Source organism: Acidovorax sp. GW458-11-26-14-TSB4, assembly GCF_059423865.1.
In genome coordinates, this window is record NZ_JBWKYR010000001.1 from 1,166,863 (window position 1) to 1,181,427 (window position 14,565).

Annotated in this window: 12 protein-coding genes; all 12 read left to right on the forward strand. The window is 66.8% G+C overall.

The genetic code is table 11. From position 1 onward, the window contains the following. Window position 1 precedes the first annotated feature (1 nt). The gene (locus AC07X5_RS05600; RefSeq protein ID WP_409958300.1) at window positions 2-1,393 is read left to right on the forward strand and encodes a TolC family outer membrane protein; all 1,392 of its coding nucleotides are present in this window, start codon (window positions 2-4) and stop codon (window positions 1,391-1,393) included. A gap of 196 nt (window positions 1,394-1,589) precedes the next feature. Continuing rightward, complete coding sequence (locus AC07X5_RS05605; protein ID WP_409958298.1) at window positions 1,590-2,690, forward strand: MraY family glycosyltransferase; 1,101 nt, start codon at window positions 1,590-1,592, stop codon at window positions 2,688-2,690. 244 nt (window positions 2,691-2,934) lie between these two features. Next, window positions 2,935-3,825, forward strand: coding sequence for an acetylglutamate kinase (gene argB, locus AC07X5_RS05610; RefSeq protein WP_409958297.1), 891 nt, complete (start codon window positions 2,935-2,937; stop codon window positions 3,823-3,825). A 13-nt stretch (window positions 3,826-3,838) separates the two neighbouring features. Further along, the gene (locus AC07X5_RS05615; protein ID WP_184858658.1) at window positions 3,839-4,531 is read left to right on the forward strand and encodes a response regulator transcription factor; all 693 of its coding nucleotides are present in this window, start codon (window positions 3,839-3,841) and stop codon (window positions 4,529-4,531) included. Window positions 4,532-4,610: 79 nt separating this feature from the next. Then, the gene (locus AC07X5_RS05620) at window positions 4,611-6,062 is read left to right on the forward strand and encodes a sensor histidine kinase (protein ID WP_409958295.1); all 1,452 of its coding nucleotides are present in this window, start codon (window positions 4,611-4,613) and stop codon (window positions 6,060-6,062) included. Between the two features lie 182 nt (window positions 6,063-6,244). Next, the gene (gene slmA, locus AC07X5_RS05625; RefSeq protein ID WP_494769329.1) at window positions 6,245-6,907 is read left to right on the forward strand and encodes a nucleoid occlusion factor SlmA; all 663 of its coding nucleotides are present in this window, start codon (window positions 6,245-6,247) and stop codon (window positions 6,905-6,907) included. Between the two features lie 188 nt (window positions 6,908-7,095). Continuing rightward, on the forward strand, window positions 7,096-7,830 hold the full coding sequence (locus AC07X5_RS05630; protein WP_409958291.1) for a TetR/AcrR family transcriptional regulator: 735 nt from the start codon (window positions 7,096-7,098) through the stop codon (window positions 7,828-7,830). A gap of 4 nt (window positions 7,831-7,834) precedes the next feature. Then, window positions 7,835-9,631, forward strand: a complete 1,797-nt coding sequence (locus AC07X5_RS05635; protein WP_494769330.1) for an acyl-CoA dehydrogenase C-terminal domain-containing protein — start codon at window positions 7,835-7,837, stop codon at window positions 9,629-9,631. A 52-nt stretch (window positions 9,632-9,683) separates the two neighbouring features. Then, window positions 9,684-10,130: a DUF2147 domain-containing protein gene (locus AC07X5_RS05640; protein WP_409958287.1), complete on the forward strand. Its 447-nt coding sequence runs from the start codon at window positions 9,684-9,686 to the stop codon at window positions 10,128-10,130. A gap of 89 nt (window positions 10,131-10,219) precedes the next feature. Beyond that, a complete protein-coding gene (locus AC07X5_RS05645; protein ID WP_494769331.1) occupies window positions 10,220-12,643 on the forward strand; it encodes a 3-hydroxyacyl-CoA dehydrogenase/enoyl-CoA hydratase family protein in 2,424 nt (807 codons plus the stop codon). 20 nt (window positions 12,644-12,663) lie between these two features. Beyond that, window positions 12,664-13,179, forward strand: coding sequence for a DUF4442 domain-containing protein (locus tag AC07X5_RS05650; protein ID WP_409958283.1), 516 nt, complete (start codon window positions 12,664-12,666; stop codon window positions 13,177-13,179). A gap of 14 nt (window positions 13,180-13,193) precedes the next feature. After that, a complete protein-coding gene (locus AC07X5_RS05655) occupies window positions 13,194-14,393 on the forward strand; it encodes an acetyl-CoA C-acyltransferase (protein ID WP_494769332.1) in 1,200 nt (399 codons plus the stop codon). Window positions 14,394-14,565 lie beyond the last annotated feature (172 nt).

Here is a 14,565-nt window from a genome sequence, read left to right on the forward strand (position 1 = left end):
CATGACATCGCAACGACATCCCCTCCTGCCTGCTGCGGGCCCTGCCCGGCACCGGCCGGTCGCACGCCTGGGCTGCCTGGCCGCCGCGGTGGCCGGGCTGCTGGTGGGAGCGCCGGCATGGTCCATCGACCTGCGCCAGGCCTATGAAGCGGCCGTGGCCAACGATGCGACCATCCGCTCCTCGCGCGCAACGGCCGATGCCAACCGCGAGCAACTGCCGCAGGCGCAGGCGCAGCGCCTGCCCAATGTGTCCCTCAGCGCGGGCCGCAATTACAACGACCTCACGAGCAGGACGCAGAATTTTCTCGGTGAGCCCTCCACGACCATCAACCGCTACTACAGCGGCAACCAGGCGCTGACGATTCGCCAGCCGATATACCGGCCCTTCATTGGCGCGCTGGTCAAGCAGGCCGAGGCGGTGGTGCAGGACGCGGACGCCACGCTGGAAAGCGCGGAGCAGGGCCTTGTGGTGCGCGTGGGCGAAGCCTACTTCGAGGCCTTGTTGGCCGAGGAGCAACTGGGGCTCATCGGCGCGCAGAAAAGCACCTACACCACCCAGCTCGACGCCGCCAAGAAGAGCTTTTCGGCCGGTAGCGGCACACGCACCGACATCGACGAAGCGCAGGCCCGGCTGGACATGACCTATGCCCAGGAGCTGGAAGTCCAGCAGAACGTGGAGTTCACCCGCCGCAAGCTGGAGACCATCACCGGGCAGCCGGTGGGAACCCTGGCGCGGCTGGACCTGGCGCGTTTCAAGCCAGGCGCACCCATGCCCAACCTGCTGGACGACTGGATTTCCCGTGCCGAGCAGGCGAGCCCGGACATCAAGGCCCTGCGCGCCCGGCTGGAGGCAGCAAATTTCGAGATCGACAAGGCCAAAGCGGGGCACAAGCCTACGCTCGATGCGGTCGCGCAGTGGTCGCGCAACAGCAGCGACAGCGTCACCAACGTCAATTCGCGTTATGACAACAAGTCCATCGGTCTGCAACTGACCATTCCCATCTACGCCGGTGGCTATGTCAATTCCACAGTGCGCCAGGCCGTCGCTAGTGCCGAGCGGGCGCGTGAGCTGCTGGAGGCCGCGCGCCTGGATCTCAGCGTGCGCGTGCACCGCGAGTTCCGCGGCATGACCGAGGGAGTGGTGCGCATCAGCGCGCTGGAACAGGCCGTACGCTCGGCCGAGCAGGCCGTGCTGTCCAACCAGATGTCGTTCAAGGCCGGTGCCCGTACCACGCTGGACGTGCTGAACGCAGAGCAGCAAAAGACCACGGCGCTGCGCGATCTGGCCCAGGCCCGCTACCTGTACGTGGCTTCGCGCCTGCGCCTGCAGTCCCTGGCGGGCGACGAGCGCGCGGCCAGCGTGTCGGAGATCAACACCTGGCTGGCCCTTTGAGCCAGGCGCGAACCACCGTCCTCTGCGGTTCCGCAGCGGCTTCTGCTGGCGCAGAGAGGGTGACTGGCCGACTGCGGCAATGCAATCGGGATGCATTTGCATTGGCGTGTATTGGTGCCGTTTGTGTGACCAGCCGCACGCAGGGGTACATGAGGTTACTTGCCGACACAGGCCCTGCAGTTACGATTGGCGCCTCATGATCTGGTTGTCTGTGGTGGGTTTTCTGGTGGCGGCGATGGCTGCAGGGTTCGTCGTACGCTGGGTGCGGGGACATGCATCCGCCTATGGAAACGGCATGCCGCAACGCTTTCACATGGGGGATGTACCGCGCCTGGGTGGCGCGGCTCTGCTGCTGGGCCTGGCGAGTGCCTGGGGCCTGGGCATCCTGCAGTCGTTCCTGGGCGATCCGGGGTCCCTCAAACTGGGGTGGTGGGTCGGCAGCTGGCTGCTGGTGCTGCTGCCAGCGGTGCTGGGCGGCATTGCCGAGGACATGACCCAGCGGCTGGCCGTGCGCTACCGCCTGGCCCTGACCGGCGCCTCGGGGCTCCTGGCCATCTTTCTTCTGGATCTGTCCATCCCCCGCTTCGGCCTGCCCTGGTTCGACATGCTGTTGTCGGCCTGCCCCTGGCTGGGCCTGGCCATCGTGGTACTGGCCGTGGCCGGCCTGCCCCACGCCTTCAACATCATCGATGGCTACAACGGCCTGGCCGGCATGGTCGCCATCATCGTCTGCCTGGCCCTCGCGCACGTGGCATTGCAGGTGGGTGACCGCTCACTAGCAGCCCTGCTCGTGACCACGGCGGCGGCCACCGGGGGCTTCCTGGTCTGGAATTACCCGAGGGGCATGCTGTTTGCCGGCGATGGCGGAGCCTATGTGTGGGGCGTCGTCATTGCCCTGGCCAGTATCTCCCTGGTACAGCGCAATGCCGATGTCTCTCCCTGGTTCCCCATGCTGCTCTTGATCTACCCGGTCTGGGAGACCGTGTTCTCGATCTACCGCAAGGCCGTGCGCGGCGTCTCGCCCGGGGTGGCGGATGCGCTGCATTTTCACCAACTGATCTACCGGCGCATCGTGCGCGGCGTGTTCCACGACGATGAGTCGCGCCGCGTGCTCATGCGCAACAACCGCACCTCGCCCTACCTCTGGGGCTTCACCCTGCTCACTGTGGTACCGGCCATCCTGTTCTGGAACAACACCCTGGTGCTGATGGGCTTTTGCTGGCTGTTCGTCATCAGCTACGTGGTGGCCTACCTGGCCATCGTGCGGTTCAAGGTGCCTGACTGGCTGCGCCGGTAAACACCCCCTGAGTCGCTTCGCGCCTTCCACCGCTCTCGACTCGCTGTGCGAGTCGGGAGGGGAACGCTCCCAGCGCGGCGGGGCGGCCCTTGCGCGGGAGCACTGGTATGGGGTGCGCCAGTTTTTGCGGGCGTGAACAGTGGGCCGTGCAATGGATAACGGAATGCACGGGTACTGCTTGCAGGACCGGCCCGCGAATGCGGCACAATTTGCGCATCCTCGTTTTCAACAGATGGCACGCCCCATGACCGATCTTCTCTCGATTGCGCCCCGCGACAAGGCTGAAATTCTGGCCCAGGCGCTGCCCTATATCCGCAAGTTCCATGGCAAGACCATGGTCATCAAGTACGGCGGCAACGCCATGACGGACCCGGCCCTGCAGGCCGACTTTGCCGAAGACGTGGTGCTGCTCAAGCTCGTGGGCATGAACCCCGTGGTGGTGCACGGCGGTGGCCCGCAGATCGAGACCGCCCTGAACCGCCTGGGCAAGAAGGGCGAGTTCGTGCAGGGCATGCGCGTGACCGACGCCGAAACCATGGAAGTGGTGGAGTGGGTGCTCGCGGGCGAAGTGCAGCAGGACATCGTGGGCCTGATCAACCAGGCCGGCGGCAAGGCCGTGGGCCTGACCGGGCGCGATGGCGGCATGATCCGGGCGCAGAAGCTCAAGCTGGTGGATTCCAAGGACCCGAGCGTCGAGCACGACGTGGGCCAGGTGGGGGATATCCTTTCCATCGACCCGAGCGTGGTCAAGGCGCTGCAGGACGATGCCTTCATCCCCGTCATCAGCCCCATCGGCTTCGGCGAGAACAACGAGAGCTACAACATCAATGCCGACGTGGTCGCCAGCAAGCTGGCCACCGTGCTCCAGGCCGAGAAGCTGATGCTCCTGACCAACACCCCCGGCGTGCTGGACAAGCAGGGCAAGCTGCTCACCGATCTGTCGGCGCGCGAGATCGACGCGCTGTTCGCCGACGGCACCATCTCGGGCGGCATGCTGCCCAAGATCGCCGGCGCGCTGGACGCCGCCAAGGCCGGCGTGCATGCGGTGCACATCATCGACGGCCGCGTGCCGCATGCCATGCTGCTTGAGATACTGACCGATCAGGCCTACGGCACGATGATCCGCAGCCACTGAATCTGGTGATGGAATGAGACTGCTGCTGGTCGAAGACGACGTGATGGTGGCCAGCGGCATCAAGCTGGGGCTGTCCGATGCCGGCTACGCAGTCGATTGGGTCGGCAGCGGCGAGCGCGCCGAAGAGGTGCTTCGCGTCGAATCCTTCGATGCCGCCATCATCGACATCGGCCTGCCCGCGATGGATGGGCTCGAACTCACGCGGCGCCTGCGCCGCCCGGACATGGCCAGCCCCTCGATGCCGGTGCTGATCCTGACGGCGCGCGACGCCCTGCACGACCGGGTGCAGGGCCTGGACCTGGGGGCCGACGACTACATGGTCAAGCCCTTCGAGCTGCCCGAGTTGCTGGCCCGCCTGCGCGCTCTGCTGCGCCGCTCGCAGGCCGCCACCACGGCCGTGCTCAGCTTCGGGCCGCTGGAGCTCGATACCGCCGGCCGGCGCGCCAGCGTTCGCGCCGACGGCAGCGAACAGGTGATCGAGCTGGGCCCGCGCGAATGGACGGTGCTCGAGTACCTGCTCATCAACGCGCCCAAGCCCGCCAGCAAGGACAAGCTGCTGCAGGCCCTCACCGGCTGGGACAAGGAGATCACCCCCAACGCGGTCGAGGTGTATGTCTCGCGCCTGCGCGGCAAGCTGGAGCCGCATGGCGTGGCCTTGCGCTCGATCCGGGGGTTTGGTTACCGGCTGGAACTCCAGGCGGGCTGAAACCTTCCTCATTTTCCTCCTCGCGGCCCCGACCATGGAACCCCGGATCCCTCCTGCGCGACGGCCCGGACTGCGTGCCATGACGTCCGATCTGCGCAATCGGCTGCTGCTGCTGCTGGTGTTGCCCCTGTGCGTGCTGGCCACCATCGGCGTCTGGCTGGACTACCGCTCGGCCGACGAGGCGGCCGGCCAGCACGACCAGCGCCTGCTGCGCCTGCTTCCGGCACTGTCCGACTCGGTGCTCGCCCCAGCCATCAGCGACAACGATCCGCCCTTGCTGCTGCTGGCGCCGCCGCTGGAGGATTTTCTGCGGCAGAACGCCGGCTTTTCGGGCTACAGCGTGCGCGACCCTTCGGGCAAGCTGCTGCTGGGCGACGACTGGGTGCACAGCGCCGTGCCCACCACCCAAGCCCCTGAATTCCACAGTGTGGAGTACGGTGGCGTGACCTACCGGGTGGCGGTGCAAAAGGGTCGCACGGGCGCGGGCGAGATGGTGGTGGCCCTGGCCGATGGATCGGATCCGCGCCAGCAGTGGGCGCAACAGCTCCTGCTGCGGGTGCTGCTGCCCAACCTGGTGCTGGTGGCGGCGGCCGCGCTGGCCATCCACTGGGCCGTGCGCCAGGCCTTCAAGCCGCTGGTGGACCTGGCCGAGGCCGTGGAGCACCGCTCACCGCGCGATCTGAGCCCCATCGACGAGGCCGCCTCACCCTCCGAGGTACGCCCCCTGGTGCATTCGCTCAACCGCCTGTTCGCCCTGGTCAACGCCCAGGCCGAAGGGCAGCGCCGCTTTGTCGCCGACGCGGCGCACCAGCTGCGCACGCCCCTGGCGGGCCTGCAGGCCCAGGTTGAGGCCTGGGCCATGATGGCCAAGGCGGCGGCACCGCAGCGGCAGTCGCAGCCCGGCCCGGACAAGAAGGGCCCCGTGTCTACCGATGGGCGCACGCAGGGCGCCATCGTGCTGGGCGTGGACCAGATCGAGAAGCTGCGCAATGCCACCCGCCGCACGTCGCAGTTGGCGCACCAGCTGCTCGCACTGTCGCGCGCCGATGCGCGCAGCCTCGATGCCCAGCAGCCGCAGCGCGTGGACCTCAAGGACCTGTGCGAGACCCTGCTCGAGACCTTTCTCGACCCTGCGACCGGTAAAGGGCTGGATCTGGGGATCGAGGTGCAGCCCGTGCACGTCACGGGCCACGGCTGGCTGCTGCGCGAGCTGTTGTCCAACCTGGTGGACAACGCCATCAAATACACCCCGCCCTCGGGCATCGTCACCATCCGCTGCGGTATGCGCCAGGGCAAGAGCGGGCCGCCGCGCGTGTTCCTGCAGGTCGAAGACGATGGCCCCGGGGTGCCCGATGCCGAGCGCACCCGGGTGATGCAGCGCTTTTACCGGGTGCCGGGCACGGTGGGGGAGGGCACGGGCCTGGGCCTGGCGATTGCCGACGAGATCGCGCGCGTGCACCGCGCTTCGTTGACCTTGGGTACGGGAGCGCAGGGCCGCGGCCTGATGGTGACTGTGGTGTTTCCGCTGTAGCGCCACCTGCTTGCCTAGCCACCCCCGGGGGCTGTGCGAGAATCATTTCCACACATGATTTACGCCCTGCCGCTGGACGGAGGCCTGCCGTTTGCGGCAGACCGGCCGCCGAGGCAGGAACCACGGGCCTCCGGGCGCCGGGGCCCTTGCGGGGCCTGCGTGCCTTCACACCATCTTTGCGCATGTCCGATCTTTCACAGCCCACCGAGCCAGCCAGCACTGCCGATGCCGAGGAATCTTCCACAGCACGCAAGCGGCCCAAGCCCGGAGAGCGCCGGGTGCAGATCCTGCAGATGCTGGCCACGATGCTGGAGCAGCCGGGGGCCGAACGCATCACCACGGCGGCCCTGGCATCGCGCCTGTCGGTGAGCGAGGCAGCGCTCTACCGCCACTTCGCCAGCAAGGCGCAGATGTTCGAGGGGCTGATTGACTTCATCGAACAGTCCGTTTTCGCCCTGGTGCAGCAGATCACGGGCCGCGAGGTCCCCGATCCGGACCAGCCCGCGGACGTGGGCCGACGCCAGGCCGCCCGCATCGTCGCCGTGCTGCTGCAGTTCGGCGAGCGCAATCCCGGCATGGTGCGCGTGATGGTCGGCGATGCCCTGGTGTTCGAGCACGAGCGCCTGCAGCAGCGCATGAACCAGTTCTTCGACCGCATCGAGTCCACGCTGCGCCAGTGCCTGCGACCGGCCAACCCGGACTCGGCCACTCCGACCGTGGACGCCCAGGTGGCCGCCAGCGTGCTCACGGCGTTTGCACTGGGGCGCCTGCAGCGCTATGCGCGCTCGGGCTTTCGCCGCATGCCCAGCGAGCACCTGGACGCCAGCCTGGCCTTGATGCTCTGAGAGCGGCTTTGCCCCCGGGTTAGGGCCGGTCTGCCGGCTCCCTTGCGCCATGGGCGGCCGGGCCCACGCACCGCGGGTCGCCGCCGTGCAACAAAGTTTTGGTACGGTCTCCCTATTTTTGGAGAGGCCTTTGGTGGCAGGGCAAATTTGCTGCAGAATAGTACGAACGTTCGTTTTTATTTGCACGCATGCCCGCCACCTCCGACTCTACCCCGGTCACCCGCATACCGCGCGCGCGCAGCGGCACCGGCCGCGCCCTGCAAAAAGGCCAGCAGACCAAGGCGGTCATCGTCGAGGCGGCGCTGGGCCTGGCCACGCACATCGGGCTCGAAGGCCTGTCCATCGGGGCCCTCGCCGACGTCACGGGCATGAGCAAGTCGGGTGTGTTCGCCCATTTCGGCTCGCGCGAGGAACTGCAGATCTCCGTGATCCGCGAATACCACACCCGCTTCGAGCAGGAGGTCTTCTATCCCGCCATGGCGGCCCCGCGCGGCGTGGCACGCCTGAGCGCGCTGTTCGACAACTGGATGAAGCGCACCTCGATCGAAATCGACTCGGGCTGCATCTACATCAGCGGCGCGGTCGAGTTCGATGACCGCAACGGCCCTGTGCGCGACGCGCTGGCCAGCTCGGTCCTCACCTGGCTGTCCGCCATGCGCCGCGCCATCGAGCAATGCAAGGAGTGCGGCGAGTTGCTGGCCGACACCAATGCCGACCAGATGCTCTTCGAGATCCACGGCCTGATCCTCGCACTGCACTACGAGGCGCGCTTCCTGCGCACCCCCGGCTCCATGGCGCGCTCCGTCACGGGCTTCCAGAACATCCTGGCGCGCTACAGCGCACCAGGCACCCCGGTGGCACCAGCCGCACCCGCTGCTGCACGCCGCAAAGTTTCCAACCAAACCACCATCCCCAAGGAGTAACCCCATGCCCAGCTATACGCCGCCCCTGCGCGACATGCAATTCGTCATGCACGAAGTGCTCAAGGTCAGCGATGAACTCAAGGCCCTGCCGGCCCATGCCGAGGTGGATGTGGACACCATCAATGCCGTGATCGAAGAGGCTGGCAAGTTCGCGGCCGAGGTCACCTTCCCTCTCAACATCAGCGGCGACACCGAAGGCTGCGTGCTGGACAAGGCGACCCATGAAGTGAAGACCCCTACGGGCTTCAAGGACGCCTACGCCAAGTACGTCGAAGGTGGCTGGGCGGCGCTCTCCTGCGACCCCGCCTACGGCGGCCAGGGCCTGCCCTTCGTGCTCAACCAGTGCCTGTACGAGATGATGAACTCGGCCAACCAGGCCTGGACCATGTACCCCGGCCTGTCGCACGGTGCCTACGAAGCCCTGCATGCGCATGGCACCGAAGAGCAGAAGGCACTGTACCTGCCCAAGCTCACCAGCGGCGAGTGGACCGGCACCATGTGCCTGACCGAACCCCACTGCGGTACCGACCTGGGCCTGCTGCGCACCAAGGCCGAGCCCCTGGGCGACGGCACCTACAAGATCACCGGCAACAAGATCTTCATCTCGGCCGGCGAGCACGACATGGCGGCCAACATCGTCCACCTGGTGCTGGCACGCCTGCCTGACGCACCCAAGGGCAGCAAGGGCATCAGCCTGTTCGTCGTGCCCAAGTTCAACATCCAGGCCGACGGCTCCCTGGGCGAGCGCAACCCCATCTACTGCACGGGCCTGGAGCACAAGATGGGCATCCACGGCAACGCGACGGCGCAGATCGCCATCGACGGCGCCGTCGGCACCCTGGTGGGCCAGCCGCACAAGGGCCTGGCCGCCATGTTCGTGATGATGAACGCCGCGCGCCTGGGCGTGGGCAACCAGTCCCTGGGCCTGACCGAAGTGGCCTACCAGAACGCCCTGGCCTACGCCAAGGACCGCATCCAGATGCGCAGCCTGTCTGGCACCAAGGCCAAGGACAAGGAAGCCGACCCCATCATCGTGCACCCCGACGTGCGCAAGATGCTGCTCACGGCCAAGGCCTACGCCGAAGGCGGCCGCGCGCTGCAGATCTTCTGCACACTGCTGCTGGACAAGGCCCACGGCCACGCCGACGAAAAGGTTCGCAAGGACTCCGAAGAACTCGTGGCCCTGCTGACTCCCATCGTCAAGGCCTTCATCACCGACAACGGCCACATCGCCACAAACGCGTGCATGCAGGTCTTCGGCGGCCATGGCTTCATCAAGGAATGGGGCATGGAGCAGTACGTGCGCGACAACCGCATCAACATGATCTACGAAGGCACGAACACCGTGCAGTCGCTGGACCTGCTGGGCCGCAAGATCCTGGGCAACAACGGCGCTTCGCTCAAGAAGTTCGGCAAGCTGGTGGCCAAGCTGGTGGAAGAAGAAGGCGTGAACGAGAAGATGGCCGAGTTCATCAACCCGGTCGCCTACCTGGCCGACCAGATGACCAAGTTCACCACCGAGATCGGTTTCAAGGGCCTGCAGAACCCTGACGAAGTGGGCGCCGCCGCCGTCGACTACCTGCGCGTGGCCGGCCACCTGGTGTTCGGCTACCTGTTCGCCCGCATGGCCCAGGTGGCCCTGCGCGAGATTGCTGCCGGCAACACCGACCCGTTCTACCAGGCCAAGCTGCAGACCGCGCGCTTCTACTTCGCCAAGCTCTTCCCCGAGACGGCGACGCTGATGCGCACGGCCCGTGCCGGCAGCAAGGTGCTGATGGACACCGATCTGGCCCTGGCCTGATCGGCACCCCGCCAGCGGATCCCGAACCTTCAGCCACGGAGCAGCCACCACCATGGTCAAAGCAGCAACCACCGCAGTCGTTCTTTTGCTTGCCGCCGCCGCGGCACCGGCCTGGGCGCAGATGACGCCCGAAGGCCTGTGGCGCAACATCGACGACAAGACCGGCGAAGCCAAGGCCGAGATCCGCATCCGCGATGCGGGTGGCGGTGCCCTGAACGGCGTGCTCGAAAAGCGCCTGGCCAAGGACGCCAAGCCCGACGAGGTGTGCGGCGAATGCAGCGATGACCGCAAGGGCAAGCCGCTGGTGGGGTTGGAGCTGATCCGCGGTGCCAAGAAAGCCGAAGGCAAGGACGTGTGGGAAGGCGGCAAGATCCTCGACCCTGAGAACGGCCGCAACTATACCCTGCGCATGACGCCCATCGAGGGTGGCAAGAAGCTGGAGGTGCGCGGCTCCATCGGCCCCTTCGGCCGCACGCAGACCTGGGTGCGGGTGCAGTAACAAGACAACCGCCTGCACCGGCCACGCCCGGTGCAGGCAACAACGAGGGCAGGGCGCTGCGCCGCCGTCGTTCTTCTGGAGAAATACCGATGTCAAGATTCCAAGTGAAGAAAGTCGCCGTTCTCGGCGCGGGCGTGATGGGTGCGCAGATCGCGGCGCACCTGGTCAACGTCAAGGTGCCCGTGGTGCTGTTCGACCTGCCGGCCAAGGAAGGCCCGAAGAACGGCATCGTCACCAAGGCCGTGGAAGGCCTCAAGAAGCTCAAGCCTTCGCCCCTGGGCGTGGCGGACGACGCCGCCCTGATCGGCCAGGCCAACTACGAAGAGCACCTGGAGCAGCTGCGCGACTGCGACCTCATCATCGAGGCCATCGCCGAGCGCATGGACTGGAAGCTCGACCTGTACAAGAAGATCGCGCCCTTCGTCGCACCACACGCCATCGTGGCGTCGAACACCTCGGGCCTTTCGATCACCAAGCTGTCCGAGGCGCTGCCCGAGAGCATCAAGCCGCGCTTTTGCGGCATCCACTTCTTCAACCCGCCGCGCTACATGGTGCTGGTGGAGCTGATCAACACGCCCACCACTTCGCCCGAGGTGCTCGACCAGCTCGAGGCTTTTGTCACCAGCGGCCTGGGCAAGGGTGTGGTGCGTGCGCACGACACGCCCAACTTCGTGGCCAACCGCGTGGGCATTGCCGGCATGCTGGCCACCATGAAGGAAGTCGAGAACTTCGGCCTCTCCTTCGACGTGGTGGACGACCTCACAGGCAAGAAGCTCGGCCGCGCATCGAGCGGCACTTTCCGCACCGCCGACGTGGTGGGCCTCGACACCATGGCCCACGTCATCAAGACGCTGCAGGACAACCTCGACGAGAAGAGCGATCCGTTCTACGCCAGCTTCGGCACGCCCGCCGTGCTCAAGAAGCTGCTGGAACTCGGCAATCTGGGTCAGAAGGCCAAGGCTGGCTTCTACAAGAAGGTCGGCCGCGAAGTGCTGCGCTTCGACCTGGAGAGCGAAGAGTACGTGCCCGGCGGCCAGAAGGCCGACGAGGTGTACGGCCGCATGCTCAAGAAGCCCGCCGCCGAGCGCCTGCGCCTGCTGCGCAACGCCGAAGGCGCGCAAGGCCGCTTCCTCTGGGCCATCCTGCGCAACAGCTTTCACTATGCCGCCGTGCACCTGGGCACCATTGCCGACAACGCGCGTGACGTGGACCAGGCCATGCGCTGGGGCTTCGGCATGAAGCAAGGCCCCTTCGAGCTCTGGCAGGAAGCCGGCTGGCTCGACGTGGCGAAGATGATCCAGGAGGACATCGACGCCGGCAAGGCCCTGTCCAAGGCACCGCTGCCCGAGTGGGTGTTCAAGGGCCCCGTGGCCGAGGCCGGTGGCGTGCACACCGCCCAGGGCTCATGGAGCGCATCGGCTCAGAAGTTCATCGCACGCCGCGCGCTGCCGGTGTACGAGCGCCAGCACTTCCCCGAGAAGCTGCTGGGCGAGACGTCGCTGCCCGAATTCACCACCGCCGGCACCACGCTGCACGAGGACGACTCCATCCGCGTATGGACGCTGGAGGGCGCGGACCGTGCGCCCGGCTCCGGCGTCGTGATCGCCAGCATCAAGACCAAGATGCACGCCATCAGCCCCGACGTGGCCGAAGGCCTCACGCTGGCCGTGGACCTGGCCGAGAAGGACTACGAGGGCATGGTGATCTGGTCGGGCGACGAGCCCTTCAGCGCCGGTGCCGACCTGCAGGCCATGCTGCCCGCCTTCATGGTGGCCGGCGTGAGCGCCATCGAAGGGGCCGAGGCCGAACTGCAGAACACCATGCTGCGCATCCGCTACGCCAACGTGCCGGTGGTGGCCGCCGTGCGCGGCCTGGCCCTGGGCGGCGGCTGCGAGCTGGCCGTGCACTCGGCGCGCCGCGTGGTGCACATGGAAAGCTACATCGGCCTGGTGGAAGTCGGCGTGGGCCTGGTGCCCGGTGCCGGCGGCCTGACCTACATCGCGCGCCGCGCAGCCGAGAACGCCGCCACCTCCACGGGCAAGGACATCCTGCCCTTCCTGACCGAAGGCTTCACGGCGGCTGCGATGGCCAAGGTGGGCACCAGCGCACTCGAATCGCGCAAGCTCGGCTACGTGATGGAGAGCGACGTGATCGTGCCGCACAAGGACGAACTGCTCTACGTGGCCATCAACGAAGCCAAGTCCCTGGCCAAGGGCGGCTGGCGTGCGCCGGCCAAGCGTCTGTTCCCGGTGGCTGGGCGCAGCGGCATCGCAACCATCAAGGGCTCGCTGGTCAACATGCGCGACGGCGGCTTCATCAGCCAACACGACTTCCACATCGCCGGCCTGATCGCCGAGGTGGTTTGTGGCGGTGACGTGGATGCCGGCACCCTGGTGAGCGAGGAGTACCTGATGACGCTGGAGCGCAAGGCGTTCTGCGCCCTTATCGAGCACCCCAAGACGCAGGAGCGCATCCTGGGCATGCTGTCTACCGGCAAGCCGGTGCGCAACTGACAGAGCCTTTGCTGTCCACCATGAGCGAAACCACCCGCCCGCCGAACAAGCTGCAGCGCTCGCTGATGCGGCTGGACGAAGCCCCGGCCTTCATGCGCGGCTTCGTGCAGAACATCATCCTGCGCCGCGCCGTGCCCTTCACGGGCACGGCCGGTGTGAAGTTCGTGTCGCTCACGCCCGAGCGGGTCGAGGTGCACCTGGCCAACGAGCGACGCGTGCAGAACCACATCGGCGGCGTGCATGCCTCGGCCATGAACCTGCTGGCCGAAACGGCCACCGGCATGGTCGTGGGCATGAACGTGCGCGACGACTGCACGCCGCTGGCCAAGGAGTTCAGCATGGCCTTTCGCAAGCGCGCCACGGGCGGCCTCAAGGCCGTGGCCGTGCTCAGCGCCGAGCAGCGCGCGGCCATGCAGGCCAGCGACAAGGGCGAGGTTCAGGTCACCGTCAGCGTGACCGATGAGGCTGGCATCGAGCCGGTCGAATGTGCATTTACGTGGGCCTGGGTTCCAGCCAGTCGCCCCGCCAAGAATTGAAGGAGTTCACCACCATGGCCAAACAAGTCCAGGAAGCCTACATCGTTGCTGCCACGCGCACGCCCATCGGGCGCTCGCACCGCGGCTTCTTCCGCAACACCCGGCCCGACGACCTGCTGGCGACCACGCTCAAGGCCGCGCTGGCCGCAGCGCCCGGCCTCGATCCCAAGGCCATCGAGGACATCATCTGCGGCTGCGCGATTCCCGAAGCCCAGCAGGGCCTGAACGTGGCGCGCATCGGCGCCGTGCTGGCCGGCCTGCCCACCAGCGTGGGCGGTATCACCGTCAACCGCTTCTGCGCATCGGGCCTGTCGGCCGTGCAGATGGCGGCCGACCGCATCCGCGTGGGCGAAGCCGACGTGATGATCGCCGCCGGCGTGGAAAGCATGAGCATGGTGCCCATGATGGGCAACTCGCCCTCGCTGTCGCCCTCGATCTTCGAGCGCGAAGGCGATGTAGGCATTGCCTACGGCATGGGCCTCACCGCCGAGAAGGTGGCGCAGCAGTGGAAAGTCAGCCGTGAGGCGCAGGACCAGTTCGCCCTGCAATCGCACCAGAAGGCCCTGGCCGCCCAGCAGGCCGGCTACTTCGCCGACGAGATCACCTCCATCGAGGTGACCGACCGCACGGCCAACCTGGAAACCGGCGAATCGATCGCCAAGAGCCGCACCGTGAGCCTGGACGAGGGCGCCCGCCCCGACACCACGCTCGAAGGCCTGGCCAAGCTCAAGACGGTGTTCGCCGCGCGCGGCTCCGTCACCGCCGGCAACAGCTCGCAGACCAGCGATGGCGCGGGCGCGCTGATCCTGGCCAGCGAGGCCGCCGTCAAGCGCTTCGGCCTGACGCCGCTGGCGCGCTTCGTGAGCTATGCATCCAAGGGTGTGCCCCCGCACATCATGGGCATCGGCCCCATCGAGGCGATCCCCGCGGCCCTGCGCTATGCGGGCCTGAACCAGCAGGACATCGACTGGTTCGAGCTGAACGAAGCCTTTGCTGCGCAGTCGCTGGCGGTGATGAACACGCTGGGGATGGATCCTTCCAAGGTCAACCCCATGGGCGGCGCGATTGCGCTGGGGCATCCGCTGGGTGCCACGGGTGCCATCCGTTCTGCCACGGTGGTGCATGCGCTCAAGCGCAACAAGCTCAAGTACGGCATGGTCACGATGTGTGTAGGCATGGGCCAGGGAGCCGCCGGCATCTTCGAGGCTGTGTAAGGCTATCGAGCGGGCGATCTGCGTCGTTGGGCGGTGCTCGGAATCCTCACGTACAGGAAGTACGTTCCGGTTCCTGTGCTCCGTCCGCCTAGCAGCTCATCCCGCTCGCTACGCCCTTGAGGGCGGGGTATTGAAGCCCAAAGAGTTGACGTGTTTTCCATCTAACCGGCAC